At 44.9% G+C, this 26,139-nt stretch carries 31 protein-coding genes and 1 pseudogene; 10 read left to right on the top strand and 22 right to left on the bottom strand.

Annotated features, from left to right (window positions below; genetic code table 11):
* Positions 1 to 16: 16 nt before the first annotated feature.
* The 4 genes and pseudogenes from OA79_RS13205 to OA79_RS13190 all read right to left on the bottom strand — a co-directional run bounded on the left by OA79_RS13205 (position 17) and on the right by OA79_RS13190 (position 1,694).
* The gene (locus tag OA79_RS13205) at positions 17 to 274 is read right to left on the bottom strand and encodes a type II toxin-antitoxin system ParD family antitoxin (protein ID WP_063333705.1); all 258 of its coding nucleotides are present in this window, start codon (positions 272 to 274) and stop codon (positions 17 to 19) included.
* Between the two features lie 123 nt (positions 275 to 397).
* Positions 398 to 679: pseudogene (locus tag OA79_RS13200) on the bottom strand (GNAT family N-acetyltransferase); the annotation flags it as partial.
* Positions 680 to 760: 81 nt separating this feature from the next.
* Entirely contained in the window at positions 761 to 1,327 is a 567-nt protein-coding gene (locus tag OA79_RS13195; RefSeq protein WP_063333704.1) for a hypothetical protein, read from the bottom strand.
* A gap of 13 nt (positions 1,328 to 1,340) precedes the next feature.
* On the bottom strand, positions 1,341 to 1,694 hold the full coding sequence (locus OA79_RS13190; protein ID WP_063333703.1) for a DUF805 domain-containing protein: 354 nt from the start codon (positions 1,692 to 1,694) through the stop codon (positions 1,341 to 1,343).
* A 140-nt stretch (positions 1,695 to 1,834) separates the two neighbouring features.
* On the opposite strand from OA79_RS13190, the gene OA79_RS13185 reads away from it, so the two are divergent.
* Positions 1,835 to 2,893, top strand: coding sequence for a helix-turn-helix domain-containing protein (locus tag OA79_RS13185; RefSeq protein ID WP_063333702.1), 1,059 nt, complete (start codon positions 1,835 to 1,837; stop codon positions 2,891 to 2,893).
* Here OA79_RS13185 and OA79_RS13180 read toward each other — a convergent pair.
* On the bottom strand, positions 2,881 to 3,897 hold the full coding sequence (locus OA79_RS13180; RefSeq protein WP_231908870.1) for an alpha/beta hydrolase family protein: 1,017 nt from the start codon (positions 3,895 to 3,897) through the stop codon (positions 2,881 to 2,883). The two genes, OA79_RS13185 and OA79_RS13180, sit on opposite strands and share 13 nt — an antisense overlap.
* A 196-nt stretch (positions 3,898 to 4,093) precedes the next feature.
* Here OA79_RS13180 and OA79_RS18370 point away from each other — a divergent pair, with 196 nt between their 5' ends.
* On the top strand, positions 4,094 to 4,912 hold the full coding sequence (locus tag OA79_RS18370) for a helix-turn-helix transcriptional regulator (RefSeq protein ID WP_197465396.1): 819 nt from the start codon (positions 4,094 to 4,096) through the stop codon (positions 4,910 to 4,912).
* A 58-nt stretch (positions 4,913 to 4,970) separates the two neighbouring features.
* Here OA79_RS18370 and OA79_RS13170 read toward each other — a convergent pair whose 3' ends face one another.
* Both OA79_RS13170 and OA79_RS13165 read right to left on the bottom strand, forming a co-directional pair.
* Positions 4,971 to 5,393 (bottom strand): organic hydroperoxide resistance protein, encoded by a 423-nt coding sequence (locus OA79_RS13170; protein WP_063333700.1) that lies wholly within the window; start codon positions 5,391 to 5,393, stop codon positions 4,971 to 4,973.
* 133 nt (positions 5,394 to 5,526) lie between these two features.
* Positions 5,527 to 5,961: a MarR family winged helix-turn-helix transcriptional regulator gene (locus OA79_RS13165; protein ID WP_063333699.1), complete on the bottom strand. Its 435-nt coding sequence runs from the start codon at positions 5,959 to 5,961 to the stop codon at positions 5,527 to 5,529.
* Positions 5,962 to 6,055: 94 nt separating this feature from the next.
* On the opposite strand from OA79_RS13165, the gene OA79_RS13160 reads away from it, so the two are divergent.
* Positions 6,056 to 6,337: a putative quinol monooxygenase gene (locus OA79_RS13160; protein WP_063333698.1), complete on the top strand. Its 282-nt coding sequence runs from the start codon at positions 6,056 to 6,058 to the stop codon at positions 6,335 to 6,337.
* Between the two features lie 4 nt (positions 6,338 to 6,341).
* Here the strand turns inward: OA79_RS13160 and OA79_RS13155 are convergent, their stop codons facing one another.
* Together OA79_RS13155 and OA79_RS13150 are read right to left on the bottom strand one after the other, a co-directional pair.
* A complete protein-coding gene (locus OA79_RS13155; RefSeq protein ID WP_197465395.1) occupies positions 6,342 to 6,935 on the bottom strand; it encodes a DJ-1/PfpI family protein in 594 nt (197 codons plus the stop codon).
* A gap of 27 nt (positions 6,936 to 6,962) precedes the next feature.
* Positions 6,963 to 7,805: a LysR family transcriptional regulator gene (locus OA79_RS13150; protein ID WP_063333697.1), complete on the bottom strand. Its 843-nt coding sequence runs from the start codon at positions 7,803 to 7,805 to the stop codon at positions 6,963 to 6,965.
* Positions 7,806 to 7,944: 139 nt separating this feature from the next.
* Here OA79_RS13150 and OA79_RS13145 point away from each other — a divergent pair, with 139 nt between their 5' ends.
* The 6 genes from OA79_RS13145 (at position 7,945) to OA79_RS13120 (ending at position 14,762) form a co-directional block, all read left to right on the top strand.
* Positions 7,945 to 8,559 carry a glutathione S-transferase family protein gene (locus OA79_RS13145; protein ID WP_063333696.1) on the top strand — a complete coding sequence of 205 codons (615 nt, stop codon included), beginning with the start codon at positions 7,945 to 7,947 and terminating at the stop codon, positions 8,557 to 8,559.
* 292 nt (positions 8,560 to 8,851) lie between these two features.
* The gene (locus OA79_RS13140; RefSeq protein ID WP_063333695.1) at positions 8,852 to 10,471 is read left to right on the top strand and encodes a methyl-accepting chemotaxis protein; all 1,620 of its coding nucleotides are present in this window, start codon (positions 8,852 to 8,854) and stop codon (positions 10,469 to 10,471) included.
* A gap of 251 nt (positions 10,472 to 10,722) precedes the next feature.
* Positions 10,723 to 11,586: an ABC transporter ATP-binding protein gene (locus OA79_RS13135; protein ID WP_231908869.1), complete on the top strand. Its 864-nt coding sequence runs from the start codon at positions 10,723 to 10,725 to the stop codon at positions 11,584 to 11,586.
* Positions 11,583 to 12,554, top strand: a complete 972-nt coding sequence (locus tag OA79_RS13130; RefSeq protein WP_063333693.1) for an ABC transporter substrate-binding protein — start codon at positions 11,583 to 11,585, stop codon at positions 12,552 to 12,554. The genes OA79_RS13135 and OA79_RS13130 overlap by 4 nt, the downstream gene beginning before the upstream one ends.
* Complete coding sequence (locus OA79_RS13125; RefSeq protein WP_082825466.1) at positions 12,551 to 13,609, top strand: FecCD family ABC transporter permease; 1,059 nt, start codon at positions 12,551 to 12,553, stop codon at positions 13,607 to 13,609. The genes OA79_RS13130 and OA79_RS13125 overlap by 4 nt, the downstream gene beginning before the upstream one ends.
* A 67-nt stretch (positions 13,610 to 13,676) precedes the next feature.
* Entirely contained in the window at positions 13,677 to 14,762 is a 1,086-nt protein-coding gene (locus OA79_RS13120; protein ID WP_063333692.1) for a PA0069 family radical SAM protein, read from the top strand.
* Positions 14,763 to 14,778: 16 nt separating this feature from the next.
* On the opposite strand, the gene OA79_RS18100 is transcribed toward OA79_RS13120, so the two are convergent.
* The 5 genes from OA79_RS18100 to OA79_RS13095 all read right to left on the bottom strand — a co-directional run bounded on the left by OA79_RS18100 (position 14,779) and on the right by OA79_RS13095 (position 18,498).
* A complete protein-coding gene (locus tag OA79_RS18100) occupies positions 14,779 to 14,892 on the bottom strand; it encodes a LuxR C-terminal-related transcriptional regulator (protein ID WP_442919201.1) in 114 nt (37 codons plus the stop codon).
* Between the two features lie 341 nt (positions 14,893 to 15,233).
* Positions 15,234 to 15,824 carry a malonic semialdehyde reductase gene (locus OA79_RS13110; RefSeq protein WP_063333690.1) on the bottom strand — a complete coding sequence of 197 codons (591 nt, stop codon included), beginning with the start codon at positions 15,822 to 15,824 and terminating at the stop codon, positions 15,234 to 15,236.
* A 250-nt stretch (positions 15,825 to 16,074) separates the two neighbouring features.
* On the bottom strand, positions 16,075 to 16,917 hold the full coding sequence (locus tag OA79_RS13105) for a DUF6279 family lipoprotein (protein ID WP_063333689.1): 843 nt from the start codon (positions 16,915 to 16,917) through the stop codon (positions 16,075 to 16,077).
* A gap of 244 nt (positions 16,918 to 17,161) precedes the next feature.
* Complete coding sequence (locus tag OA79_RS13100; protein ID WP_063333688.1) at positions 17,162 to 18,136, bottom strand: sensor domain-containing diguanylate cyclase; 975 nt, start codon at positions 18,134 to 18,136, stop codon at positions 17,162 to 17,164.
* A 128-nt stretch (positions 18,137 to 18,264) separates the two neighbouring features.
* Entirely contained in the window at positions 18,265 to 18,498 is a 234-nt protein-coding gene (locus tag OA79_RS13095) for a hypothetical protein (protein WP_063333687.1), read from the bottom strand.
* Between the two features lie 197 nt (positions 18,499 to 18,695).
* Between OA79_RS13095 and OA79_RS13090 the strand changes: the two genes are divergently transcribed.
* Positions 18,696 to 19,643, top strand: a complete 948-nt coding sequence (locus OA79_RS13090; protein WP_063333686.1) for a helix-turn-helix transcriptional regulator — start codon at positions 18,696 to 18,698, stop codon at positions 19,641 to 19,643.
* 13 nt (positions 19,644 to 19,656) lie between these two features.
* Here OA79_RS13090 and OA79_RS13085 read toward each other — a convergent pair whose 3' ends face one another.
* From OA79_RS13085 to OA79_RS13050, 8 genes are all read right to left on the bottom strand, one after another.
* The gene (locus OA79_RS13085) at positions 19,657 to 20,196 is read right to left on the bottom strand and encodes a DUF3833 domain-containing protein (protein WP_063333685.1); all 540 of its coding nucleotides are present in this window, start codon (positions 20,194 to 20,196) and stop codon (positions 19,657 to 19,659) included.
* Between the two features lie 15 nt (positions 20,197 to 20,211).
* On the bottom strand, positions 20,212 to 20,925 hold the full coding sequence (locus tag OA79_RS13080; RefSeq protein WP_063333684.1) for a hypothetical protein: 714 nt from the start codon (positions 20,923 to 20,925) through the stop codon (positions 20,212 to 20,214).
* Between the two features lies 1 nt (position 20,926).
* Positions 20,927 to 21,448, bottom strand: coding sequence for a DUF2878 domain-containing protein (locus OA79_RS13075; RefSeq protein WP_063333683.1), 522 nt, complete (start codon positions 21,446 to 21,448; stop codon positions 20,927 to 20,929).
* Positions 21,449 to 21,452: 4 nt separating this feature from the next.
* On the bottom strand, positions 21,453 to 22,724 hold the full coding sequence (locus tag OA79_RS13070; RefSeq protein ID WP_063333682.1) for an SAM-dependent methyltransferase: 1,272 nt from the start codon (positions 22,722 to 22,724) through the stop codon (positions 21,453 to 21,455).
* A 21-nt stretch (positions 22,725 to 22,745) separates the two neighbouring features.
* The gene (locus OA79_RS13065; RefSeq protein ID WP_063333681.1) at positions 22,746 to 23,537 is read right to left on the bottom strand and encodes a DUF1365 domain-containing protein; all 792 of its coding nucleotides are present in this window, start codon (positions 23,535 to 23,537) and stop codon (positions 22,746 to 22,748) included.
* A 34-nt stretch (positions 23,538 to 23,571) separates the two neighbouring features.
* Positions 23,572 to 24,822 (bottom strand): NAD(P)/FAD-dependent oxidoreductase, encoded by a 1,251-nt coding sequence (locus OA79_RS13060; protein WP_063333680.1) that lies wholly within the window; start codon positions 24,820 to 24,822, stop codon positions 23,572 to 23,574.
* Positions 24,823 to 24,883: 61 nt separating this feature from the next.
* Positions 24,884 to 25,657 carry an SDR family NAD(P)-dependent oxidoreductase gene (locus OA79_RS13055; protein ID WP_063333679.1) on the bottom strand — a complete coding sequence of 258 codons (774 nt, stop codon included), beginning with the start codon at positions 25,655 to 25,657 and terminating at the stop codon, positions 24,884 to 24,886.
* A gap of 16 nt (positions 25,658 to 25,673) precedes the next feature.
* Positions 25,674 to 26,117: a nuclear transport factor 2 family protein gene (locus OA79_RS13050; RefSeq protein WP_063333678.1), complete on the bottom strand. Its 444-nt coding sequence runs from the start codon at positions 26,115 to 26,117 to the stop codon at positions 25,674 to 25,676.
* Between the last annotated feature and the right edge of the window lie 22 nt (positions 26,118 to 26,139).

Genomic DNA, 26,139 nt, shown 5'->3' with positions numbered 1-26,139 from the left:
CCCTTCACTACGCAGCTTATCCTTTAATTTTGGTGAACAGGGCATCCAGCTCTGACTCAGAATTGATGACTTGGCTTTCGCCACGCGCGATTTGATCTGCACCGACTTGAAGTTGCTCTCGCAGTTTGGCGAGTTTTAACTCCTTCACCCACTCATCATGCGTATCCATAAACCTTAATGCTTCACGGATAACCTCACTAGCATTGTTATATAAACCACTTTCAACCTTTGCTTTCACCCGAGCTTCTAACTCAGCGGTAAGAGAAACATGCATCACGATACCTCTATTCTGTATGCTTGTTTAAAATATAAACAGAGATACAAGGATTATCAATCTTTGTATCTTTAAAGAATAACTGAAACAGTAAGTCATGTGGTATTTTGGCTTTCACGTAATTTAAGAAGCGGCCAACGCAGTGAGATGTTCACCCGTTAGCTGATAGCCTAGCCATTCACTCTTAGGCTTTGCGCCTAGTGATTCATAGAAGTCGATGGCGGGTTTATTCCAATCCAAAACATTCCATTCAAACCTACCACAATCATTCGCAACAGCAATCCCTGCCAAATGCTTTAGCAAGGCTTTACCTGCATCACTGCCTCGTTCCGACGGTGAAACATACAAATCTTCAAGGTATAAACCATGCTTTCCTAGCCATGTTGAAGAATTGAAAAAATATATTTTCATTCAACTTCATGACACACAACACAAACCTTGTTGCCGCCTAAGTCTCTAAAGTAGTAAAACACTTAAACTCGACTTTTATAATGCTGACCTTTTTAACAACCCACAATCTACTTCATCATGATCCAAGCCAAATACCGACGCCCAAGACCACTCACCAGGATTCAGCACAAAACCATAGCTGAGCGTTAAACCCGATTCAATTTTGATGTCGCCAAGTTGGGCTTTGCTTTGATCAGTAATGACATAATGCTCACTGACGACTTCGTCACCCTCCACCAGCTTTTTTGTCACTTTATCGGAATAAATTAATAGACGAATCGGTTCAACCGATTGAATCCCCATGCTGTCGCCGCCGAAGTCACCCGCCGCGAATCGAATCGGCGAGGAAATACAGGCCGCTTGGTCTTCTTGTCGATTATCTTTTTTGGCGATGAGTACGCCTTTTCCTGCGATACCTCGCAACAGCAACAAGGTCCCGACTTTTGGTGATTCAATGTAGACCACGGCTTTTAGATTGTCTGAAAACGCCAGGCTACTTTGATCTGCGGTTTTTGCTTCACGGCTACACGCAGAAACGGACAAAAGTAGCAAAACAGAGCATAACATGGTGGATAAGTGGGGTAAGTTATTAACATCTTTCATGTTTGACTCCTGCTTACAGCATCACGTTGTTTTGTGGATAATCATCAAAATGATTATCTGGTTCACTCGGTAAAGCCAACAACACAAGTAAAATAACCATGCCTATGGCCGGAACCAAAACCACCAGCAACCACCAAGCCGAACGGTTGGTGTCGTGCAACCGACGCACAGTCAAAGACAACATGGGCAGAAAAACCAGCAAGCTATAAAGCACTTCTATTTTCCAGGCTGCTTGGAACAAAACCTCGAAGACCACAAACACAAATGAAATCCCACAGTTTATTAAGAAGAACATCCAAAATGCTTCCAATGACGCTCTCCCTGAAAATTGTGCATAACGTTGCCACGCATCAAGATACCAGTTCATACTTTTCTCCTAATAAGAAATTACCGAAGGTTAAAAGTAAGGTTTTACGTAAAATATAACGTCCTAAATCAGGTTCTAGGACGTCCTTGATGACTTTTTAGGACATAATACAGATCTGAGTGATAAAAAATGGAGCCAAAATGATCGCTATTCCCTTACCTTTTGTGGTTGCCCTATTGCTAGGCATTTTGGCTGCTCTGCTGTTTATTCGCCAAACAGAAACGACGCAATCAGCGTTTGTTTTTATCGCCTTGTGTGCCCTTACAACAACCGTGGTAGGATTACGTTGGACGTTTGATTATTCGTTATTTCGTTTGATTCAACCCATCTTGGCATCGTGCATTCCCGTTACCGCTTGGTACTGTTTTTCGAATGCTCACCGACGCTATAAGCTTAAGATCTGGCACGTTTTACCGCCTGTTTTTGTTACCTTGGCATCTTTTACCTATCCATTTTGGCGGCCACCGTTAGACCCAATGTTAACGCTGCTTTATGTGGGTTACGGTATCGCCCTGCTTCGATCGTCGGCTAAAACGTCGAACCTTCCTGAACAAGTACGTTTATCAGATATCGACAATGCTTTAAAAGCCGAACGTGACGCTGGAGTCATGTTATTAATGTCTGCCGTTATTGATGGCGCTTTGGCAGTCGATTTTTCCTTTTTTGCGGGTGAACATGCGCTGATAATCCTGTCTATTGGTCATGCGGTATTACTACCTGTTCTGGCTATCAGCGTCATTATGATGAGCCTAAGTATCGCACCCAGCGTTAACGAATCACCCGATCAAAATGAAAAAACAACGCCAGTAGAAGAATCAAAAGACAAGCCACAGCATCCATTAACAGACGATGAAGTGAAAGACATAGTACACAAAATAGAAGTCTTACTGAGCTCTAAAGAAGTGTTTCTTGATCCAGATTTAACACTCGATAGACTCGCTCGAAAAACCTGCATCCCAGCGCGTCAAATATCCGCCGCCATCAACCAAACTTACGGTCGTAATATCTCGCAAGTGGTAAACGAATATCGTATTGAGCGCGCCAAAAGCCTACTAGTATCAACCAACAAAACCATCACCCAAATCTATTTGGATTCTGGTTTCCAAACTAAATCCAACTTCCATCGAGAGTTTTCCCGCGTGACCCAACAGACACCCAGCGCCTTTCGGCGCGCTAATATGAAAAATCAAGAAGCTTGAATGAACTGAATGATGTCTCGATACATTGCTTGGTGAAGTTCATCCCTAGTACGCCAATTACCGTCTTGGCAAACAATGCCATCACCTGGCTCCTCCTCTTCAATCAACTCAACGGCTCCGGGTTTGCAAAGTTGCATAAAACTGAAATGTGTTGCATCTGGGTAGACAATGTATTCACGATGATGTTTAGGGATATATTTCGCGAGAAAGCCGGACTCTTCCGTTTGAGGCAAATCGCCAATGTCGACGCCAGCCGCGAGAATTAACGTTGGCACCGGCAAGATTTTCAGACTAGGTTTAGAAAAGCTTCTCGCCAGACCTAGGTCTAACGACACAACTCTTTTAACACGCTCATCTCGCAAGCTTGTTACACTCAACGGTTTGTCATCAAACAACCCCAACTCAGACCTTAGACCACACACTCGCGAGTTAGGTGAAGGCAAACATTCCGCCGACAACTGCTCAATATCAACCTTTGCCCCAGCTAAACTCATCACAGTCCAACCGCCCAGTGAATGCCCGATGGCGGTAATGTTGGTCGGATCGATAAAGCGTTTAAAATCTGCTTTCGATAACAACCAATCCAATAAGCGTGACATGTCTTGCGGACGCGCCCACCACTTCGCGGCGTCATCAGGAGCATGATCAAACGACGTTGTCCCCGGATGATCCAGTGCGGCGACCACATAGCCGTCTTGCACCAATGTTGTGGCGAGCCAATTCTGATTGCGCCAACTACCACGATAACCATGAGAGATCACCACCAGTGGAAACTTTCCTGCTAAAGGGGTGCCAATACGCACCACATTGGTTCCGACAAATGCCCTATTCTCGGCGATTTTCTCTGTCGGAAACACGTCTTTTGACGGGTACCAAACACTCACTTTTAACGGTCGATCGCTGTCACCGTACAAAATACTCTGATCAAACCCCACATTCGCCGCAACGGCATAACCGCAGCCGGACAAGAACCAAAGCACCAAACTCAAATAGATTTTCATCATTACACTCCTTATTAGTCAGTACAATATGGTGAAAATCGAAAGGTTCTGCGTCCTAAAACAAGATCGAGGACAGATCTCGTTGAACCATCGTAAATTTAATTCATGGTATATACTTTCTATTGTTACTTATTTGTCATCTTATTCCTGTAGCTTTACTTGGTAGGCAAGAATTCAATCTGATTGGAGTGCAACCAATATGAAAATGAAAGATCAATTAGACAGCCCTCAACCGATGAAAAAGCCCAAAGCTAAATCCAAAAAGGCTGAGGTAAAGAAAAAAAAACAGGCCAAGTTAAAAGCGAAAAAGGCAGAAAAAGATAAGAAAAACCTTAAAAAAGAGACTTCTGATGCAACCAAAAAAGGCAAAAAATCCGTCAAAGTCGAAGCAAATGACAAAAAAGACAAGTCCATTGCTGTCAAACTGCCAGAGACAGAAGTCACAAACACACCCGTGACTGAAAGTCACCCAGTGGAAAACACGGTTGGTAAAGCAACAACAGCTCAAACAACCGAGTCTATGAATGATACAGCGATTGATCAGAAAGCAACGGAATCACAGACGCCTCAAGAATCGGCCATAACAGCAACAGCAGTCGAGCCGAAGTTGGTTCAAAGAGCCCCACGACGTCCTCGTGCCACCAGACGCCAAACCTCGGTAGAGGATATTCAGGCTCTAACAGAGAATGCAAATCGTCAACGTGCTTCAAAAAACCTCGCGACACTCACCCAAGACGAACAAAAAATTGCCACTCAAGATGTGATAAAGCGCCTTTTAATGGGTGACCTTAGTCAAGGGGAAGCTCTGCGAGAATTAAGAGTAAAAGTGTTGGGGTTAAGGCAAGAAGCCTACACAGAACTCACTGGCGTTTCACGTAAAACGCTATCGGAAGTGGAAAACGACAAAGGTAACTACACAGCGGAAATCCTCAACAAAATGTTTAAACCTTTTCAGCTTAAGGTGTCTTTAGTCCCTGAATCCAGTGACGATTTGAAAACCCTTTTAAGCCAGAAATAAACAACAATAGCCCCTACGAGACAAGGTTCGTAGGGGCTATTCAATAGGAGATTAAGACTTACTTGATGTCGAAATTCACCTCTATGTTGCCACGTGTTGCATTAGAATATGGGCACACTTTGTGAGCGGTTTCGACTAATTGCTCAGCAAGCCCTTTTTCAACACCAGGAAGATTGACTTGCATATCCGCGCTGATGCTAAAACCTTCACCCTTAGTGTTTGGACCGATGCCAATGCTTGCCGTCACGGTTAGGTCTGCTGGCAATGTCACTTTCTGTTGAGACGCGACCAATTTCAATGCACCAATAAAACAAGCAGAATAACCTGCCGCAAACAATTGCTCTGGGTTCGTACCCTCACCACCCGCACCACCTAACTCTTTTGGCGTGCTTAACGCCACATCAAGACGATTATCTGATGAGATGGAGCGACCATCGCGGCCACCTGTGGTCGTAGCGGTTGCTGTATATAATGCTTGCATAATAAGACTCCCTTATAGGATTAAAACAGTATCGTTCAAAATAGTTATCGCGATAACAATATAACTAAAATAAAAGCTCACCTGAATGAGCCATTAAACATATGTTATCGCGATAATTATAACTGTGCAAACATTATTCCATTAGTTTTGCTTTAAGTCGGTTTAACTGGTCTCGTAAAGCGACCACTTCTTGCATCTCAATGCCACACGCTTCAGCCACACAACGATTCACTTCCAAGCCTTGTTCTCGTAACGCACGGCCTTTTTCGGTAAGCGCAATACTCAAACTGCGATCGTCTTCAACTCCCCGTAAACGCTGCACTAGACCATCGCCCTCCATGCGTTTGATGACGGGCGTTAATGCACCTGATTTTTGCCCTAGAGACTGAGCAATGTGCTTCAGACTCACACCATCTTGCTCCCATAAAATCAGCATGATGGTATATTGCGGATAAGTAAGACCAATTTTCGCCAATGGCTCTTTATAGAACTGAGTCATCGCCAGAGACGTAGAATACAAAGCGAAGCAAAGTTGGTTATCCAGTAGCAGAGGATCATTCGGTTTCATAAGGGCTCACAGAAGCGTTCAAATAATTCTGCTAGTTTAACGAAACTTTCATGTCATCGCATTACATTAGACAGACACAAGAAGCAGGTAAAGTATGACAAAAATCACACTAACGGGGCACATTATGGTGCCTCATCAAGATCTCAATCAGGTACAAAGAGCACTTTCAGAACACATTAAGCTAACCCGAGAAGAAACAGGTTGCTTGGTTTTTAAAGTAACGCAGAACGTTCATAACCCATTAAGATTTGAAGTGTACGAAGAATTCATTGATCAAGCCGCTTTTGATCTACACCAAGCCAGAGTAAAAGCGTCACCGTGGGGACAGATAGCTCAAAATGTCGAACGTTTTTACAATGTGTCGCACAGTGAATGATTCACTAGAGCGGATTTTTCGTCCAATCAAAATCCATTTGATGTGCGGTCTTTTCCGCCAGCAAGTCACTGTGTAACAGACTGACTAACTGCAAACTCATGTCTATACCAGCCGAGATACCCGCTGAAGTCAGCTGTTTGCCCTGTTGCACCCAACGCACCCCTTCCACCACCTCAAGATCGGGGTGCAACTTCCTTAAATCCACAACATCGTCCCAATGAGTGGTGACCTTATGAGTACGCAAAGCACCCGCATTGGCCAACAAAAAAGCACCAGTACACACAGACGTTAACCAAGTCACTTTTAATGCTTGTTGTGCAATCCAAGCCAACACCGCCGTTTTATTCATTTCCTGAGTATGATCACCGCCCACAACTAACAGCACATCCAATTCAGGGTGGTCCTTAATACTGTAATCCGGCACCACTTTATAACCCGCTCGAGCGGAAACCGTCTGCCCATTTTCACTGATGAGAAACACCTCAAAAGGCGTATCTTCACTGATTCTAGAAGCCGTCGTAAACACTTCAAATGGTCCAGAAAAGTCCAATACTTCTGCCAAATCGTATAAATAAATGCCTATTTTGATACTTTTCATGTGTTCCCTTATGACTCAGTTTTATGCTTAGGATTGTATCTTGGTGATCACTTCTCCAATCCACTTTATGGTCAACCATTCTGGTGCGGCAGCAGAACGACTAAAGGCAATTTCAATACTCGGCAAACTTGGCAAGACATCACTATCAATCACTTCTAGCGCCTCATTCACACTCACACTAGCAATGGCTGAGATGGCTTTTTCCGCCACCAGCAAACTTTCGATCAACGCCAAATTAGACGTTACACAATACAAGTGGTAATCCACCCCTTTCTTTTGCAAACCATCAATGGCACTAGAATGAAATTTACACCCTGGCTCGTACATCGCTAAGTTCAAAGGCGACAAATTGGCTTGCCAATCAAAGCCTTTCTTCGCTACCCATACGCCTTTATCCTGATACAAAGCTAACCCTTCATCACTGCCAGGTGAGCGTGTCACCAACGCAAGATCGACCTCCCCTTTGTCCATCAGCTCTCGCAGCTCGATAGACGTACCAGTACGAATACGGAACCTGAGTCTAGGCGCCATTTCTTCCATGGTTGCCATAATCAATGGCAATAGGTTCGCGACATAATCGTTGGGACAACCCAATTGAATCAAGGCCCCTTGCTGCGGGCCTTTCAATGACATTAAAGCCTGCTCTTGTAGCTGCAGGATACGTCTGGCGTAATGCACTAAACGCTGACCATCTTCTGTCAAAGCTTGCTCTCGGCCTTGTTTGACAAATAACTGCGTTCCAGCCTGCTCTTCTAGTCGCTTCATCTGCATGCTAATCGCAGACGGTGTGCGAAAAGTTTGCATCGCGGCCCGCTGAAAACTGCCATGATCCACAATCGCCACTAGTGTTTTAAGTAATTCCGTATCCACCGCTTACCTCTGTTTGGCTCTCATTGAGTTGATTCATCAAAATGGCTTAACAATGCCATCAATTAAATTCGCTTTTCATTCGCCTAAGCTCACGCCATGATGAAAACACCTTACAGTTTCGCTTTATGGGAGTATTACTATGATATTGCACGATTTTTTGCCATCTGGAAACGGTTATAAAATCCGCCTTACTTGCGCCAAGTTGGGGCTCAGTTACCAGTTAAAAGAATACGACATTACCCAAGGGGAAACTCGTACAGAGGCCTTTCTCGCCCTCAGTCCAAATGGCAAAATCCCTGTTCTTGAACTCGACAACGGCCAATGCCTAAGCGAAAGTAATGCAATCTTGTTGTATCTTGCAGAGGTACATCAGTCTGATTTATTACCAAGCAACCCTCTCGACAAAGCCGAAGTCACAAAATGGTTATTCTGGGAGCAATACAGTCACGAACCGAATATTGCTTCGGTACGATTCTGGTTAACCCATAACGCCATGACAGAACTAAAAGAGCAAAGGCTACCAGAGCACCTTCAACAAGGTCGTGCTGCACTGAAACTAATGGATGATCAACTGGCCAAACAGAGCTATCTCGCTGGCGATCGCCTCACTCTTGCTGACATTTGCTTATTTGCGTATACCCATGTCGCCGAAGAAGGTGGCGCTTATCAATTGTCTGATTACCCCAATGTGCAACGCTGGATACAATCGATTCAAGCACAAAGCTGGTACATTCCCATCACTGATAATCAATAAGCACCACAGGATCAAACTCAGCAATCCGTTTAACGATCAGCCCCCTACCAGACTGACGAAGGCTCCTAACAAAACACACGGAGCATCGTCGGTCTTCATCCCGTCAGCAAGCCATACCCAAAAGGGCAGATAAAAAAAGTTACAATCTTTTTTTTGCACATAAAGAATAAAGTGCCACTGTTAAATGAGCGCTATTGTCTTTTCATAAATGCTCTGAAAGTTTTAGACCGTTGTATAGCAAGGAAGTTATTCACTTCTATTAATTAATAGTTTCACATTCAAGGAACGCTTCATGTCACTATTTCAAACCATTCGGGGCCGCTACACTTTTGCATTTGGCGGTTTGGCCGTCACCTTTTTGGTCGTCGTGATTGCGGCGGAAAGCCTAGTTCACTATTTACAAAATAACATGGGGAAATATGCCTCAGGCTCATCCCTCATCCAAAATGCGGATCGCGATTTATATCAATCACGTCTCGCCTTGGCTTCATTGGTCTTCGCGAAACATGGAGTAGATGTGGCAGAACAAGAAAGCATCGTGCTAGAGAATGCCCAACAAGCCTATGATCGTATGAAATCCTTTCAAGCGATGACCAGTGAGCTGGATGAAATCCGAGATTTATTAATAAATTTCGAAAACCAATATCAACTATGGCATCAACAAACTGAGTTTATCATCACCCTAACCAAGCAATATCAATATGATCGAGCCATCGTAAAACTCATTGGGGAAAACCAAGCCAGCTTCACCCAACTCCGTAATTTGTACGATCAATCAGAAGAACGCATCAGTGAAATAGCGGCTTTAGAACTGAAGAGCATTTACGCTTATGCAGAGAACTTTAAACTGTCCGTGGCGATTTTAGCCGTCTTGGTGTTAATGCTCAGTATCTCTCTTGCTTGGTTTGCGCCGCGCAATATTTCCCGAGCAATTAAAAGAGTCACCTATGGTGTGCATGAAATCAGCGCCGGAGATGGGGACTTAACACGCCGTATTAACAGTACTAAAAAAGACGAAACGGGGGAGTTAAGTCGAGAATTAGACCTCTTTGTCGGTAAACTTGGCGGCATTATTGGTGAGGTAAGAAATGGCTGCGAGCACATTCGTGAAGAAATGTCAGGGCTGGGTTCCTCAGCGCAAGAATCGGCTCAACTCAGTGAGCGCCAACACCAATCGTTAGACTTTGTGGTCACCGCCGTTGAAGAAATGGGCGGCGCAACCAGAGAGGTGGCACAGAATGCAGCTCAAACAGTCGATGAAGTGCAAGAGCTAAACCGCTCCGCAGATCAAGGGGTGGAACAACTAAAACATGCAATCAATCAACTGGACTCCTTAGCGGATCAAATTCAAGGCGCAGCGTCGGTCATTGATCAACTCTCGACTCGATCCGATCGCATTGCCTCCGTGCTTGATGTGATACTGGGCATTTCAGAACAGACCAATTTATTGGCTTTAAACGCCGCTATTGAAGCCGCCAGAGCCGGTGAACAAGGTCGAGGCTTTGCAGTTGTCGCAGACGAAGTACGAGAATTAGCCAGCAAAACACAAGCCTCTACCGAAGACATACAAGGCATGATCACCGACTTGCAAACGGGGGTCAGCAGTGCGGTCAATGTCATCAGTGAAAGTGTTGAAATGGCCAGCTCCAGTGCCAGCCTTTCTCACCAAACCATGGACGCCATAAATACGGTCAAGCAATCGGCGGATCGCATCTACGACTTTACCACCCAAACCGCCAGCGCAACGGAACAGCAAAGTAAAGTCACGGACGAAATCAATGAAAACTTGTCCTCTCTGTCTGATATGTCAAAAGAAGTCATGGAAGTGTCTCGACGTATCAGTCACTCCGTCAATGAAACCTTACTCAACTCCAACGAGCTTTCGAGTCGCGTGAAACGCTTCACTGTCTAAGCATTTCGCAGGCGATAAACAAATGACTGGCGATGCCATAGATGCACGCCAGTCATTTGTTTATCAATCTCTTGCAACTTTACCTGAATCATTCCCACCTGATTTCGCTTGTTCACCGAGCGTCACGTCTTTATAGTGGCGCCAACAAAATAAACGACTTTTCTCCATTTAAAGTCGACGCCTATTGAGTCTCTTTCCATTATGGTTTATTTTGTTATATTATAACATTTTTAAATGAGCCAGATACCTTAATGTCCACTAAGCCGCCCTCTCCCCATTTGGCCTCAATGAGCTTATCCGTCATGGATTTGTTTCAATCATGCCGCCCTGCCAGCATGCAGCTTAACCATGTCAGCTGGACTCAACCCAAAGCTCAATCGGCTTTTTTGTCCGCTCTTAATCTTGAGGTGAAAGCAGGGGAATTGTTAACCATAGTGGGCCCAAACGGCTCCGGAAAAACCAGCTTGCTACGTTGTTTATACCGCATGAATCCGCCAGACAAAGGGGAAGTTTTGTTGGATGGTAAAAGCATCTGGTCATTATCCGCCAAGCAATGCGCTCAACGCATTGCCACTGTATTACAAGATGCTGGTCATGCTCTTGGATTGAGCGTCTTTGAAATGGTAGAGATTGGCTTAACACCCAAGTCTTTAAGCTGGAAAAGCAGCCAAGAAGATCGTCAAATCGTCGATAAAGCGTTAGCCGCATTAAACGTACTTAGTCTGAAAGAGCGTCGTTTTGAAACCCTATCTGGCGGTGAAAAACAGCGAGTCATGATTGCTCGCGCCTTAGCCCAACAACCCGATGTGTTAATCCTCGACGAGCCGACCAATCATTTAGACATTCGTCATCAGCTCGAAGTGCTGGAATTACTCAGCCAACTACCTTGTACTGTCATCGTCTCATTGCATGATTTGTCCTTAGCCGCAAACTATGCCGATCGTATCGTGGTCATGCAAGCAGGAAATATTATTGATTGCGCACCGCCATTGGAAGCGCTAACAGAAGCACAAATTCGCAATGTTTTCAGTGTTGAAAGTGTGGCTCACACTCAACCTAATAAACCTCGTCCAAGTTATTCATTCCACCTAGAGACTGATAAGGAAAAAGCATGACCTCTCCCCTATTTAGCCATTTGACAGTCCTCAGCATGGCCGTGGTTGTCAGCGCATTTAGCCTGCCGGCGAACGCCCATGATTATCCGATCACGGTGCAAAGTTGTGATCGACAAGTCACTTTTGAGCGTGCGCCCACGGCGGCCGTCTCAAACGATGTGAACCTTACCGAGATGATGCTGGCGCTTGGATTACAAGATCATATGGTAGGCTTTACCGGCATTTCGGGGTGGAAAACCCTTGCCCCTGAGCTACGTGAAGGCATAGGTGAACTGCCCGAATTATCGGCAAAATACCCAACCAAAGAAGTCTTATTAGGCGCGGATGCTGACTTTTACTTTGCGGGTTGGAATTATGGTATGCGTGTCGGTGGAGGCGTGACGCCAGACACCTTAGCACCACTGGGAATCAAGGTGTACGAACTCACTGAAAGCTGCATCCACATTATGGATAAAGCCAAGGTTTCTATGCAGGACATGTATCTGGATTTACTCAATCTGGGGCGTATTTTCAATGTCGAAGACAAAGCGAAGCAATTGGTGGCAAGCTATCAGTCATCGCTCGCCGATTTCCAAGCCGATTTGCCTAAGTTGGACCAGCCTGTTAAAGCCTTTGTGTATGACTCAGGTGAAGAGCAACCTTTCACGGCTGGCCGATTTGGTATGCCAACGGCGCTCATTGAAGCCGCTGGTGGCGTGAATATATTGGACGATCTAGCGAAGAGCTGGACACAAGTCGGTTGGGAAGCCGTCATCGACCGCGCTCCAGAGGTCATTATCATAGTCAATTATGGCCAAGTGACGGCCCAGCAAAAAATTGACTTTATGCTTAGTAATCCTGCTTTCAAAGACATTCCTGCGGTGAAGAACAAGCAGTTTGTGGTATTGGAATACGTCGAAGCCACGCCTGGTCCACGTAATATCGCGGCGATAAAACGTCTTGCCAAAGCCTTTAGAGCAGCACCATGAACACCACTAGATGGCGTATTATGAATCGACTGAGCAGCATGCCTATGTTGATTTTATTATTGAGTCTGAGCCTAATCGCTTTTATTGGCATGGCGATTAGCTTTGGCTCCGTCTCCATTCCCCAAAGTACCGTCTGGCAAATCATCGCTCATAAATTATCGTTACTCGACGCACAACCTTATTGGTCAAGAGGCAAAGAAAACATTGTTTGGGCTGTGCGTTTACCAAGAAGCTTATTGGCCGCCATGGTCGGCGCTTCTCTCGCCATAGTGGGAGCGGCATTGCAATCCGTAACACGCAACCCTTTGGCGGATCCACACTTGTTAGGCGTGTCTTCTGGTGCCGCATTAGGCGCCATTGTTGCACTCTTGCATACCGGTATGATACTTGGTGTGATGACCGTACCTCTGTTTGCTTTTATGGGGGCCTTGCTAGGCATTTTTATGGTGTTGAGCGTGGCGAATTTTTCTGCTTCTTACAGCGCAAGCCGATTGATTTTATCGGGGGTCGCAGTGGCCTTTGTTCTCACCGCAATGGGCAACTTATTGATTTTCCTAGGAGATCACAGAGCCGCACACACCGCGATTTTTTGGATGTTAGGCGGTTTAGGGTTGGCTCAATGGCAACAACTGTGGTTTCCATTGACAGCACTCATTCTTGGCAGTGCCTACCTGATTTATCAAGCACGTTACCTCAACGCCATGATGCTAGGCGACGAAAGTGCTGCCAGCTTAGGCATCCCTGTCACCCGCTTTCGCCTTACTGTCATTATAGTCTGCGCCTTGCTGACCGGTGCCGCCGTGGCGTTTTCGGGAGTGATAGGATTTGTCGGTTTAATGGTACCGCACATAATTCGACTCTTGGTTGGCGGAGATTATCGTAAATTATTACCTTTAAGCGCATTACTCGGTGCCATATTCTTAGTGTTAGCCGATACCGCAGCGCGCTCTATCATACCGCCAGAAGACATTCCCATTGGTGCTTTAACAGGCCTTGTCGGTGGCATTGCCTTTGTCATCCTGATGCGACACAAGCGACATACCGACTTTTCGTAAAAGTCCTTGCAGCGACACTGAAAAAGCCTAAAATACTGTATATATAAACAGTATTTTAGGCTTTGTTATGTCGTCATCAGACCCGTTCAGCTCGCCACTAAAAGGTCGCGGCACCAGTAATCTACAAGCCGGACGCTTTAGCAAACAGCAGGTTACTCAAGACATCAACGAGGACACTCTGATCGCCCGCGAGTCATGGCAACCGCAGACTCAGGTGCATTATGTTCAAGCCAAAAGCATCATCAGCCGCAATCAATCCCCTGATGTGCCCTTTAATCTCTCGATCAATCCTTACCAAGGTTGCGAGCATGGCTGTATTTATTGCTTTGCACGGCCCACTCATGCCTACCTAGATTTGTCTCCAGGTTTGGATTTTGAGACCAAATTAGTAGCAAAAACCAATGCTGCTGAGTTACTGGCAAAAGAATTAGCTCACCCAAAATACCAGTGTGAACCCATTGCGTTGGGCATCAATACCGACGCCTACCAGCCCATTGAGAAAGACTTAAAGATCACCCGCTCTTTATTGGAAGTGGCCTTAGCGCATAAGCAGCCGATTTCCTTGATCACCAAGAGTGCCTTGATTCTTAGAGACTTAGACCTATTATCTGAGATGGCAAAACAGCGATTGGTGCATGTTGCCATCAGTGTGACGACGTTAGACAACGACTTAAAGCGGATTTTAGAACCGAGAACCGCTTCTGGCAGTAAACGCCTTGAGGTCATTCGGTCACTCTCTGCCACTTGCATTCCTGTTACAGTATTAGCCGCGCCAGTGATTCCTTTTATTAATGATCACGAGCTGGAAAGCATAATATCTGCAAGCGCAGACGCCGGTGCACAGGCAATTCATTACATCCTGCTGCGCTTACCGCACGAAGTGGCGCCTTTGTTTGAGGAATGGTTACACCAGCATTTTCCTGAGCGAGCCGCTCATGTGTTACAGCGCATGATGGACATGCGCGGTGGCAAGCTATACGACAGCCGTTTTGGCAAACGTATGACAGGAGAAGGCTTGTTTGCGGACATCATTCATCAGCGTTTTCGCATCGCTCGTAACAAACATGGCTTGAGCGATCAGCGTCATGGTTATTTAGATTGTTCTGGTTTTACCCTGCCACCCAAGACAGGGGATCAACTAGGCTTATTTTGAGTCAAATTCGCTCGATTTACTCTGCATTAGCCTGAATACGTAACGCCACGCCCGCTGCCGAGGTACGATTCTCCACCCCGAGCTTTGGAAAAATTTGTTCTAGATGCTTGTTGACCGTGCGTGGGCTCAAAGCGGTTGCCCTCTTGCGGCGAATGATCTAGCCAATCTTTTACCAGATGGCTTAGCTGGTCAGCTTGCCAATCAGGTGTGAGTCGTGCCTTTGCCATCAAAGCATGAGTTTGTGGCGTCGCCCATGCAATGGTTCCTGAGCGCTCGAAAGTCATCAGGTTTTGCCCCATGCTAATTACCCTATGAGGGTACGTTAAATGACGTAGGCACCTTAAAACACAACCGGAGAGATACAGCATAACGTTCAATTAATGCCGTTTAAGATAAGAAGGGAAAGAATCGCATAAAAAAGGCGAACGTCATCAATGACATCCGCCTTTATAAAATCAGGACGCTATCGATTTATAGAATCTTAGCGGCCTCCTCAAAATCAAGACGTGGACCACGCGGATGGTAACCCTCTGGTTTGCCGTAACCTAGATTGATGATGAAATTGGTTTTGAAACGACCATCGGCAAAGAATTCAGCATCAACAGCCGCCGGATTAAAACCACTCATTGGCCCTGCTGCTAAACCTAAAGCGCGAGCGGCTAAAATGACATAGGCGCCTTGCAAGCTGCTGTTACGGAATGCCGTTGATTCAGATAAAGCCGCGTCATTCTCAAACATGGGTTTGGCATCCATGACAGGGAATTGCGTTGGTAGGTGTTGATAAAACTCAGAATCCGAAGCAACGATTAACGTTAATGGTGCCCCACGTGTTTTTTCAACATTACCAGGAGCCAAAGCTGGTAATAGTCTTTCTTTACCCTCAGTGCTGTTCAAAAATACAAAGCGTGCGGGCTGAGTATTCATGGAAGTCGGCCCCCATTTACAGAGATCATATAAGGCTTTAATCGTTTCCTCATTCACAGGCGTGTCTAAGAATTCGTTATAGGTTCTGGCCTCTAAAAACAGCTGATCTAAAGCATTTTTGTCTAATGGTGTGCTCATACAATCTCCTTAACAAAGGTATTCAATAAAGAAGTATCTGGATTTCGAGACAAAGTATACGACGCCCAAAGTGGGCCATATAGGCTCGATTAAGAACATGAGTGTTTCACAAAACGATCTAATACAAGGCATAGGAAAACTAAGCTTTTGCGCCTCAGGCCAAACCTATTTTCTTCAAAAGACCCGATTCATCATCCCCCTGATGGGTTCATTAATAAGCGCTACTGTTTCGAAAGAAAAAGACAAGGCGTTAAGATCGCATCAACCCCTTCAAAAATGTCAGCCAATCTTGCAGCTCATCATCAAGTGATTGTTGCTGTTTTTTGGTCAGTGATCGGTTTAACTCAGCCAACATTTGTGCATATAGGATTCGATTCTGTTCAGAGGCCGCTTTATACTGTGGGGGTTTATATTGCTCTGGATTGCTCATGATACTGCCCAGTTGCTGAGGAAAGTCTGGTGACTGACGGTCAGCAAAAAGGTCTTTGACCCTCTTTAGCAGCTGGGTTTGATAAGCCATTCTTAACTCAAACGTTGGTATAAATTGCGGCGCAAAGCGCTGGAGGATTTGTGTTTGCTCTAGTGTTAATTTGCCAATGTTGTCTTCTACCTGTTCAGTCAAATCCTGTTGTCGATCCGCTAAACGCGCCTCTTTGCTTTCAGCCGCCGCTCTGGATTGTCTTTCTTCTCGTTTTTTCTGCCATGCCGATAAAAGACTGTCTATCTGAGAAGGTGACAATTGCGGCGCCAGTACAGCCAGTTCTGGCGCAATTTTATCGCGTAAGCGTTGTACATTCTGCTGAACCTCATCAAACACATTCAGCCATTGCTGCTGATCAAGGGGAGCTGTCTGGAGTTGTGATCTTAGGGCGTTAAGCTGGGTTTGATAAGTTTTCAGCTCTTCGGAGCGATGCCAAGCATGCCACGAATCGACACGCTCATCCAAAAGGGCCTTTTGCTCTGTGGTCAATTCAATATAGTCATCCACATACCAATACAACAGCCAATCAAGATTGTTGTACACAAAAGAAGACGAGCAAGCACTCAACAACACACTAAACAATAGTACCAGCGAGAATTTTGTCTTTTTCATTGGGACTCCGCCCTTTAGACCAGTTGATATAAATCCATTTTATATTGAGGTGGTTCGACCTTTTTAGTCAAGCTTTCTTTTAGTTAGTATTGTGCTTTATGGGTTATATCAAGATAAAACTGGCTGTTGAGAAGTCAGTTCAGGGGAAGAATTCTAACGAACAGCCGAGGTTAATTAACTAAAAATCACAGCCTGATGAGGCACTTCTTGGTTTATCGTGAAGCCGTATTATGTCTATCTATCTTCACTTAAAATCAGTAGATGGGTTTTGTTGTTTTGCCACGTACATTGACTGATCCGCTTCCTTCAACAGGGTGTCTATGGATTTTCTCTCTGCAGAATCGGTCACAGCAAACCCAGCACTGTACAACAAATCGTATTTATGAAGTGACGCTTGATTATATTGCTCAACAGTACGTTTAAAACGTGCAATCACCTGCTTGGCAGTCTTTAGGTCTATGCCTGGCATAAAGACCACAAACTCATCACCTCCTAATCGACATAAAATATCGGCAGAACGAAAATTTTCTTGCATCAATGCGGCAAACTGCCGCAAAGCACGATCTCCCTCATCATGGCCAAACCGGTCATTAATAGGTTTAAACAGATTGAGATCCATGTAGACCAAAGAAAACGTCTCTGTCAGCGCATAAGGAATAGTAAGTTGGTGTTGAGCTTGTCGGATAAAGCCTCGACGATTGAGCAATTGAGTGAGTTCATCAACAGAAGCAATGTGAGTTGCCAAGAGTTCGTATTCTGCCATTTTCGCTAGGTCAACCAAGGCCTCCAAATCCTGACCCGACAAGTCATGCGGCCGCTGATCAATAATACAAAGTGTGCCCATTTTTGTACCATCACCGTAAGCTAAGGGAACACCTGCATAAAATCGAATATTAGGTGGTCCTGTTACCAAAGGGTTGTCAGCAAAACGCGGATCTAAAGAGGCATCAGGAATAATAAAAGGCTCAGATCCCAAGATCGCATGACCACAAAAAGAAATGTCCCGTGAAGCTTCTCTTATTTCCAGACCAAGGCAGGACTTGAGCCATTGACGGCTTTCATCCACCAGACTGACTAATGCGATAGGCACATCAAACATGCGCTGCGCCAATCGCGTCACGCGATCAAAACGCTCTTCTGCATCGGTGTCCAAAATACCTAAACTTCTCAAATTACTGAGTCTAAGCGTTTCGTCTTCTGGTAAGTCTGGTATTTGCATCGTCCACCTTATTGATTTTCAAACGGCATTATCCTCTCTTAATACTGCTTTAAACTTAGCACTTCATGCCTTAGATTCAATATAGACGAACAAAGTTTTACACTTCAGTCTCCTCTTAACTCAAGCCATTAGGCTCTCACCCAAGAGAAGAGTTTCTTGTGCAGGAATGCCAAAATGCTACTCATAATAGGGACAATAATGATCGTCATAATAAGCAAACGTAGGGGTAGACTAAATTGACCAATATAGGGATCGAGTAACGGAAAAAACAGGTTTAATAAAGGGTAGATCGTTAGCCAAACCAACAACATGGCTTTCCATTTTTTCGGTGCCTTTGGCTTCGTTTTTTGATCATTTAGCATATTAGTTCTCCTTACTCTTAAATGAATAAAAGCGCTTGTATGAATCACACACAGCCCCTTACTTAAAGCCATTTCACTTATCGAAATCAGATGAAACTATGCTAGTATTTTTTAATAGTGATTATCATTTGTATTTTTATGCATTCCGGCATAAAACCTATTCATTTCGGTGAAAAGGTGTGAAATGGGAAGATTAGATGACGTACAGAGTGAATCAAAACGATATTATTTCGGTGAATCAGCCATGTAATGGCGCAAAAAGACAACGTTTACCGGCAGTATTAGGCACGTGTTACGTTGATAGAGAACTCATCGAACCCGGTATCACCCTCGCTTATTCAAGTTATACCACCAGCCAAAATTTCGTTGAACAAAGCCGGATTGAAACGTCAGAGACAAGGTTGAGTTTAACGTTTGGTTTATCAGGGCAATCCATTTATCAGTGCAAAAGTGCCTTAACAGACGATTTAGTCTTTTCGGAAAACCACACCACATTGACGATCGTTGGCAACAGCCAAGGAGAACGAATATATCAAGAAGGGCAAAAAATCGATCAGTTGCGGATACTCATAAGTGGAGACGCATTTGATCGCCTTAGTATCCCATTTCAGCAAGCGGCCAAGGATGTCGCTTTTCCTACCCAGCAGCAACACACGCGAACCAGCCCGAACACCTTACATTACTTAAAGCGATTGATGACCTTGATGCACTCTCATCAACCAGAGCGACCTTTAGAGAAACAAATTCTGGTGTTGAATGTATTAAGTGAACAGTTATCTTTATTGCAGGAAGGTCGACAAGACTATCCGCTCAGGTTTCACCACAGAGACGAAGCCAGCATCATCTCAGCAAAACAGTATATGATTCAAAATATGTCTCTTCCCATCACCTTAGCCAACGTCTGTCAGGCGGTTGGCATCAGCGAAACCAAGCTAAAACAAGGGACCAAAGCCATCTACCAATTATCACCGCACCAATTACTTTTGAAAATTCGTATGGAAAAAGCCTGGGAACGGTTAATGACAGGCCACAATGTGTCTCAAACCGCTTATTTTGTCGGCTATCAACACCCTTCCAATTTCAGCACCGCGTTTAGTCGCTATTATGGTTTTTCACCTAAATCACTACTCGCTCAGAAGCGGTAAAGATAAGACAGAATCACACCTTTTCAATCACGATAGACAGGTAACCCACTTCGAAGCCGAACTTGGTCATCACGGATTCATTGATCACTACGCCGTCTTTGACCATATACATGCGATCGTCAACGGTTACCTCGATAATGTCGCCATCGTAAGGCACTTGCAGTACGTATTTCATGAACAAGGCGTTGCCTGCGATGTTGATTTTTCCTGTGCCTACCACGTCATTCGCTGTTGCTGTGTATTGTCCGGATTCATTGGGTGTCATGGTCCAAGTACGGTTCTGAATCTCACCGTCATCAAACACAAACACTTCCGCTAAAGTCCCCACACCGTTTTCCCAGCTACCATCTAACGTGGCATTAAAATAACGAATGACTTCGCCACTGCGATTTTTCAAAATACCATGGGCGCGCAATTGGCCAGAAAAAAAAGACTGTAGCTCAAACTTAGGGGTGTTGTTGGCGTAAATGGACACATCCGCCGTAGAACAAGCCGATAAAGTAATGGCGCTCAATAACACCATGAGCCATTTTTTGTATCTCACAAACATCATTCAAATCCTCTAAATTCAATCATTGTATTGGTAGCGAATATCGACACTTTGGTATTTTCCTGCGGCATTGCTGATGTTGGCTCTGCCGGTAAAACGCAGCAATCTTTGCGTGCTTGAGTCATACGCCACCACAATGGGATCAACCGCCATCTTGACCAGCCAAGACACGGGCGACAAAGTAAAACAGACCGCACTTGATGATGTATCGGCTAGGCAATCAGCCTGTTGGAAACGGAAGGAAAAAGTGGTGCGCTTACTGGGAACCAAATATTCAATGTCCATCGCCTTACCAGACATCAAAGGTTGCCAATATTGTCGAACAAAAGCGTCAAAACCGGCATCTATGACCATATTGGGTTTGTCAGCAACCGTGTCTTCTTTTGCTTCGCTGCCATTCTGCTTACGGTATTTCACCAAGAACGTTTCACCCACCTGCCTCACCTCAATCGCTTCGCCATTGCGATCATTTAACTGTTGAAAACTGGGGCGTATTAAAGACCTTGAGAAGTCGATTTGTTTGCGCGCAAACTCGGTGCCATCAGGTTCAGAATACATCACCTGATGTTGTGCCCGGTCTAATTTGATGTGTTTTTCCGTATAAACCAGCTCTCCCGTTTCCAAACTAAAAGCTTGGCCTATGGCGGAACTGGGCGCATTCGAAAACAACAATCCGCTAGCAAACAGGAGGGTGCTGGTGAGTAAAACACGAAGAGAATACATTGACTGCATATTAATCCTTCCTATCAGTCAGTTGCCATTTATCCGTTAGCCAAACCCCAAACGGCAAGATCATCGCCCACAACGCAGCGACCAGTAATAAGCTATAAATTAGTGGCGAGGCCAAAGTAATGCCGGCCATGTTGGCACCAGCAAAATAACTCATGGTCGGGCCAATCAACCCTAAACCTGCCGCTAGAACATATCGCTTTCTTAAAAAAGACAGACTATGGGCGAATAAGGTGGCCACACTGACCCACAAGCACAATAGCCAGACTGGAGGCACACCGAATGTCGTCCAAGATGCGGTGGTCGATGTAAAAACAGACAGGCGAAATAAACTGCCATCGACAACAAAACCCAACAACAGAAAGACACTAATCAACCGCCACTCATGGCGGTTTTTCATAATGAATAGGTGATGAAAAGCGAGGTAACACATGGTGGCCAACAATGCCCATAACGACCCCATAAGAAGGCATACAAACCATATTATTTGAAATAATACCGCGTTAATGATGGCCTTCTTTGCCACGCTATTACTCCCCTGAAGGCAAAGTTAAGCGATGCTCAGGTTTGGCAAACACAAACTGACCTGTGCTGATCGCCCGCTCTTTGAAGCCGCCTTCACAATAAGCTAAGTAGAAATCCCACATGCGACAAAAAACATCATCAAACCCTTGTTTGACGACCTCTTGGCGGGCCTCATGAAAACGTATACGCCAGTCTGCTAAGGTTTTGGCATAATGCTCTGTAATGTCTTCCAAACCGACGATTTGCATGTCTGTTTTGGCCGAAATCTTATCTGCTATCACTTGGTTTGATGGTAAACAACCGCCTGGAAAGATGTAACGTTGAATAAAGTCCACCGAGCGACGTGCGTAATCGTAGCGTTGATCTGCGATGGTAATGGCTTGAATCACCATTAAACCTTCAGGTTTTAATAGCTCACTGCACTTAGAGAAATAACTGTCGTAGTACTCATGACCCACGGCTTCGATCATTTCAATCGACACCAGCTTGTCATATTGCCCTTGCAAGTCACGATAGTCGTCCAACAAAAGGGTTACTTTATTTTCTAAACCTTCCGCTTTGACACGCGCTTGCGCGAATTCATATTGTTCTTTCGAAATCGTTGTTGTTGTGACTTGGCAACCATAATGTTTAGCGGCATGAATCGCCATCCCACCCCAACCTGTTCCAATTTCTAATAAATGATCGGTTTCTTTGAGCTGCAGTTTTTGGCAAATACGATCCAATTTAAACACCGAAGCCTCTTCCAAAGACGCGTTTTTCTCAGGATAGAAGGCCGCAGAATACATCATGGTTGGGTCTAAAAAGAGAGAGAAGAAATCGTTACCTAAATCATAGTGAGCAGAGATGTTATCACGGGAGCCTTTCTTGGTATTGGCATTCATTTTGTGCAGTATTTTCGTGCCAATCCGCGACCAAAATGGTCTCTTCTGATCCATTTTATTAATCAAGTTTAAGTTGGCCACCATCAATCGAATCACCCCAACCAAATCCGGCGAACTCCAATGACCTTTCATGTAAGCTTCACCCGCACCAATACTGCTGTTAAAAAAAACATCTCGGTAGGCATGGCGATTTTCGACTCGGATATGCGCAATGTGTTTGGCAGAATGGCGAGCTTCCCCGAAAGAAAACACAATGCCCTCTTCTTCAAGCGTCAGGTGGCCAATCGCAAGACGGTTGAGCATAGCAAACACCATTTTTCTGGCCATATTATCGAGGCGAGATGGTGAGGATTTATTAGTTTGTTTCTGATTTTCTGCACTGACCAAACTCATACAAACGGAACCTCTCAATCGTTATTTTACTTTGGTGAAGATTTTTGGATAACTGTAAAATGGCACTTTCTTTAACCACAATCTCAACGCTTGCCAATAAATTCCCCACGCCACTTTTGCGGTCATAAAAGGATAAGAAAACAATACTTTACGTAAATTAAATGCGCTTATTGGCTGTCTTACCAAAGCCAACGTCGCATCAAAAACCAATTCTTGTGACTGTAATTCTTTATTTTGCATGTGCACGCTTAACTGCTGACTTGGTTGGCGACTTCGCCAGTCATAAAAATGATTCATCGGATGAAATGGCGACACGTGCATGGCTTTATCAAATTGGATACGTTGAACCTGCTGTTTTGGATCACATTTCAAAACATAGGCGACTTTTTCGCCCCAAGGCGTGTTCGTCACTTCGAGTAACATGGCTTGAAGTTGCTCTTCTTGATCAAAGCAGTAATAAATCGTTATGGGGTTAATAATAAAACCAAAATAGCGACAATTGGTCAGCATCCGAACAGGGCCATTAAGACTTAAACCGAGCTGTTTAAAGACTTCACCTTGAACCGCTTGTTTGATGGGCAGTGTTGGTCCACCAAAATAGTCTTGGCGGACAAAGCGCGCCAATGACCATTTTTTCATTGACCACCAAGGGCTTATGGAAAAAACCTGATCCAATTCATCGAGGTCAAAATACATCATAAAAACCCGATACTGAAAAGCATGGCCGCGAGGTGTAAAGCGACGATGACGTACCGTGCCATAGTAAATGCCACTGTGCAGAGCATCATGAGTCGCAGGCGAGCCAACGTTCATATCATGACCCTTACTGTCAAAATGACACGCTGGGTTACCATGTTACCCCCAAACCTTCTGCGACCCGTACGCCACTCCAACAACCGTCTTCATGGAAGCCGTTGCGCCAGTATGCGCCACAGAACCAAGTGCGATTGACACCATTAATCTCCGACCAACGCGACTGAGCTTGAATGCCTTCTAAGGTGAAGGTTGGATGAGCATATTGGAAGCGACCGAGAATCTTACTCTGATCAATCATGTCCGTCTGATTCAATGTCACGACATAGGTCGTGTCACTGTCTAGGTGTTGAAGGATGTTCATGTTGTAGCTGAGAGTCGCGGGCTCATCACGGACATCACTCAAGTGATAGTTCCAGCTCGACCAAGCCAACTTAGCTTTGGGCAATAAATGCGTGTCCGTGTGCAATACCACATCGTTATTACGGTATGGAATGGCCTTTAAAATTTCTTGCTCGTCTTTACTTGAATCCGCCAACAAAACCAACGCTTGGTCGCTGTGACAGGCAAATACCACTTCGTCGAACATCTCGCTGTGACCATCCGCGAATTCCAATACCACGTTGTGGTCTGAACGCTGAACGGTCTTAATATCGGCATTCAGTACAATCTTGTCTTTGAAACGATCTACCAAGGGTTGCAAATAGGCAGACGAGCCACCTTCAATAACACGCCATTGAGGCCGATCACTGACACTCAAAAGTCCATGATTTTTAAAGAATCGTACGAAAAACACCAGCGGAAAATCCATCATTTCATCCAAGGTAGACGACCAAATGGCACTGCCCATTGGAATCAAATAATGCTCAGCAAAACGCTTTCCGTAACCACGCTCTTGTAGATATTCAGCCAGCGTGATGTCGGCTTTTAACTGACCGTTTTCAAGATCTTGGATGGCCTCTTTATTAAAACGTAAAATGTCTTTTAACATGCCTAAATAAGGCAAATTCAATAAATTACGACGTTGAGCAAACAAGGTGTTGAGATTATTACCGCCGTATTCCAATCCCGTACGCTGACAGCTAACACTAAAGCTCATTTCCGTGGGCTTAGAAACCACACCGATTTCATCCATCAGACGAATGAAATTTGGGTAAGTCCAATCATTAAAAACAATAAAACCTGTGTCTATAGCACGAATTTTCCCCGCTTCTTGTACCTCAACGGTTGCCGTATGACCACCAATGCGATCAGCGGATTCATATACCGTCACATCATGTTGCTTCTGTAATAAATAAGCACTGGTTAGCCCAGAAATCCCTGAACCAATAATGGCGATTTTCACTCATCGTCTCCTTAAACTGGGATGTCTTAATAAAGATATTCTGCAACTGTGTTTTTTGTCGTTACAAATTGTCATGTTTGTTTGGGGCAAGCTTTCCTAACCACCATTTTGGTAAGTGACGACCGAGCCAAAGTAAGGCCGTCAAACGCTTAGGAAAGGCAAACTCATAGGGGCGATGCTGTAACGCTTGGTAGGTTCGTTTGGCCGCCTCGTCGGACGACATGAGAAACGGCATATCAAAGGTATTTTTCCGTGTTAGAGGTGTATCCACGAAACCCGGCAAGATACAGCTAACATCAATGCCATCGGTTTTTAAATCCATGCGCAGTGAGGACAGAAAATAACGAATCGCAGCCTTACTTGCGCCATAGGCTTCAGCGCGAGGAAACGCCGCTTGTACCGCTTGAGAACTGACCCCTACGAGGAGTGGTTGAGAAGCTCTCTTTAGTAGTGGCAAACAAACATCAACGCTGTTCACCAGACCAAAGTAATTCACCGACATAACCCGTTCCATCATTTGCCAGTCGGTATTATCACCGTCTAAATCAAGGTATTCACACGTTCCAGCATTGAGTATTGCACAATCCAGATGTGGTGCTAATCGACTGAGGGCGTCGCGAACGGGGTCAATCTGTGCTTTGTCGACAATATCAAACGCGACGAAAGAAAGATGGCTTTCATGTTTGGCTAAATTGGCTAATTCACCTTGCGTGCGTGCACTGGCTATGACCCGCCAACCCGCCTTTAAATAGCGCTGTACAAGAGCAAGGCCGATACCCGAGCTGGCGCCCGTAATCCACACAATTTTTTGTTCTTTATCACTAAGCGGTTCCATTGCGGTCTCCTTCATCCTATACGGCTAGGCGCTTTTTTAGGCCTTTTACCACGCTACCTAGTAATGGAACATGCTCATAAATCAGTTGACCTAAATCATACACATCTTCGTGAAAGTAGATGCGGTCATGAAACTGCACCTGACTCATACCTCGAACTGTGATGGTGTCTTTACCCAAACGTGGGTGCTTAAAATGCATGTTCCATTTAATGTAGGCCATGTCATCGGAAACGATCTGATCAAGGTACTCAAAGCGCCCACTTTGTACATTGACACTCATTTCAGACAAGTAAGTATGCAGAGCTTCCGCCCCTCTGAGCTCATGCACAGGGTCTTTAAAAAGCACATCATCAGCGTAAACCTGATCTATACTTCCCAATTTGGGATGCTTCACATCACGATAAAAATCTTTAAACCGATCGATTAATTGAAGATTAGGTGGCGATTGAGAGTCCGTCATACACATCACTTGTCTTTGTTGT

Source organism: Marinomonas sp. TW1 (assembly GCF_001625355.1).
In the GTDB taxonomy this organism is placed as follows: Bacteria; Pseudomonadota; Gammaproteobacteria; order Pseudomonadales; family Marinomonadaceae; genus Marinomonas.
The sequence above is the reverse complement of the archived record's forward strand: the minus strand, read 5'-3'. Positions and strand labels throughout refer to the sequence as shown.

Excerpts from the sequence above, each read along its gene's own strand:
- OA79_RS18370 (WP_197465396.1), top strand. The coding sequence starts at position 4,094 with ATGAAAATGAAAGATCAATTAGACAGCCCTCAACCGATGAAAAAGCCC.
- OA79_RS13050 (WP_063333678.1), bottom strand. The coding sequence starts at position 26,117 with ATGACGGACTCTCAATCGCCACCTAATCTTCAATTAATCGATCGGTTT.
- OA79_RS13160 (WP_063333698.1), top strand. The coding sequence starts at position 6,056 with ATGACAAAAATCACACTAACGGGGCACATTATGGTGCCTCATCAAGAT.
- OA79_RS13125 (WP_082825466.1), top strand. The coding sequence starts at position 12,551 with ATGAACACCACTAGATGGCGTATTATGAATCGACTGAGCAGCATGCCT.
- OA79_RS13135 (WP_231908869.1), top strand. The coding sequence starts at position 10,723 with ATGTCCACTAAGCCGCCCTCTCCCCATTTGGCCTCAATGAGCTTATCC.
- OA79_RS13065 (WP_063333681.1), bottom strand. The coding sequence starts at position 23,537 with ATGAACGTTGGCTCGCCTGCGACTCATGATGCTCTGCACAGTGGCATT.
- OA79_RS13100 (WP_063333688.1), bottom strand. The coding sequence starts at position 18,136 with ATGCAAATACCAGACTTACCAGAAGACGAAACGCTTAGACTCAGTAAT.
- OA79_RS13105 (WP_063333689.1), bottom strand. The coding sequence starts at position 16,917 with ATGAAAAAGACAAAATTCTCGCTGGTACTATTGTTTAGTGTGTTGTTG.
- OA79_RS13180 (WP_231908870.1), bottom strand. The coding sequence starts at position 3,897 with ATGATGAAAATCTATTTGAGTTTGGTGCTTTGGTTCTTGTCCGGCTGC.
- OA79_RS13155 (WP_197465395.1), bottom strand. The coding sequence starts at position 6,935 with ATGAAAAGTATCAAAATAGGCATTTATTTATACGATTTGGCAGAAGTA.
- OA79_RS13090 (WP_063333686.1), top strand. The coding sequence starts at position 18,696 with ATGACGTACAGAGTGAATCAAAACGATATTATTTCGGTGAATCAGCCA.
- OA79_RS13145 (WP_063333696.1), top strand. The coding sequence starts at position 7,945 with ATGATATTGCACGATTTTTTGCCATCTGGAAACGGTTATAAAATCCGC.
- OA79_RS13085 (WP_063333685.1), bottom strand. The coding sequence starts at position 20,196 with ATGATGTTTGTGAGATACAAAAAATGGCTCATGGTGTTATTGAGCGCC.
- OA79_RS13070 (WP_063333682.1), bottom strand. The coding sequence starts at position 22,724 with ATGAGTTTGGTCAGTGCAGAAAATCAGAAACAAACTAATAAATCCTCA.
- OA79_RS13195 (WP_063333704.1), bottom strand. The coding sequence starts at position 1,327 with ATGAAAGATGTTAATAACTTACCCCACTTATCCACCATGTTATGCTCT.
- OA79_RS13095 (WP_063333687.1), bottom strand. The coding sequence starts at position 18,498 with ATGCTAAATGATCAAAAAACGAAGCCAAAGGCACCGAAAAAATGGAAA.
- OA79_RS13190 (WP_063333703.1), bottom strand. The coding sequence starts at position 1,694 with ATGAACTGGTATCTTGATGCGTGGCAACGTTATGCACAATTTTCAGGG.
- OA79_RS13165 (WP_063333699.1), bottom strand. The coding sequence starts at position 5,961 with ATGAAACCGAATGATCCTCTGCTACTGGATAACCAACTTTGCTTCGCT.
- OA79_RS13170 (WP_063333700.1), bottom strand. The coding sequence starts at position 5,393 with ATGCAAGCATTATATACAGCAACCGCTACGACCACAGGTGGCCGCGAT.
- OA79_RS13110 (WP_063333690.1), bottom strand. The coding sequence starts at position 15,824 with ATGAGCACACCATTAGACAAAAATGCTTTAGATCAGCTGTTTTTAGAG.
- OA79_RS13055 (WP_063333679.1), bottom strand. The coding sequence starts at position 25,657 with ATGGAACCGCTTAGTGATAAAGAACAAAAAATTGTGTGGATTACGGGC.
- OA79_RS13130 (WP_063333693.1), top strand. The coding sequence starts at position 11,583 with ATGACCTCTCCCCTATTTAGCCATTTGACAGTCCTCAGCATGGCCGTG.
- OA79_RS13205 (WP_063333705.1), bottom strand. The coding sequence starts at position 274 with ATGCATGTTTCTCTTACCGCTGAGTTAGAAGCTCGGGTGAAAGCAAAG.
- OA79_RS13080 (WP_063333684.1), bottom strand. The coding sequence starts at position 20,925 with ATGCAGTCAATGTATTCTCTTCGTGTTTTACTCACCAGCACCCTCCTG.
- OA79_RS13185 (WP_063333702.1), top strand. The coding sequence starts at position 1,835 with ATGATCGCTATTCCCTTACCTTTTGTGGTTGCCCTATTGCTAGGCATT.
- OA79_RS13120 (WP_063333692.1), top strand. The coding sequence starts at position 13,677 with ATGTCGTCATCAGACCCGTTCAGCTCGCCACTAAAAGGTCGCGGCACC.
- OA79_RS13140 (WP_063333695.1), top strand. The coding sequence starts at position 8,852 with ATGTCACTATTTCAAACCATTCGGGGCCGCTACACTTTTGCATTTGGC.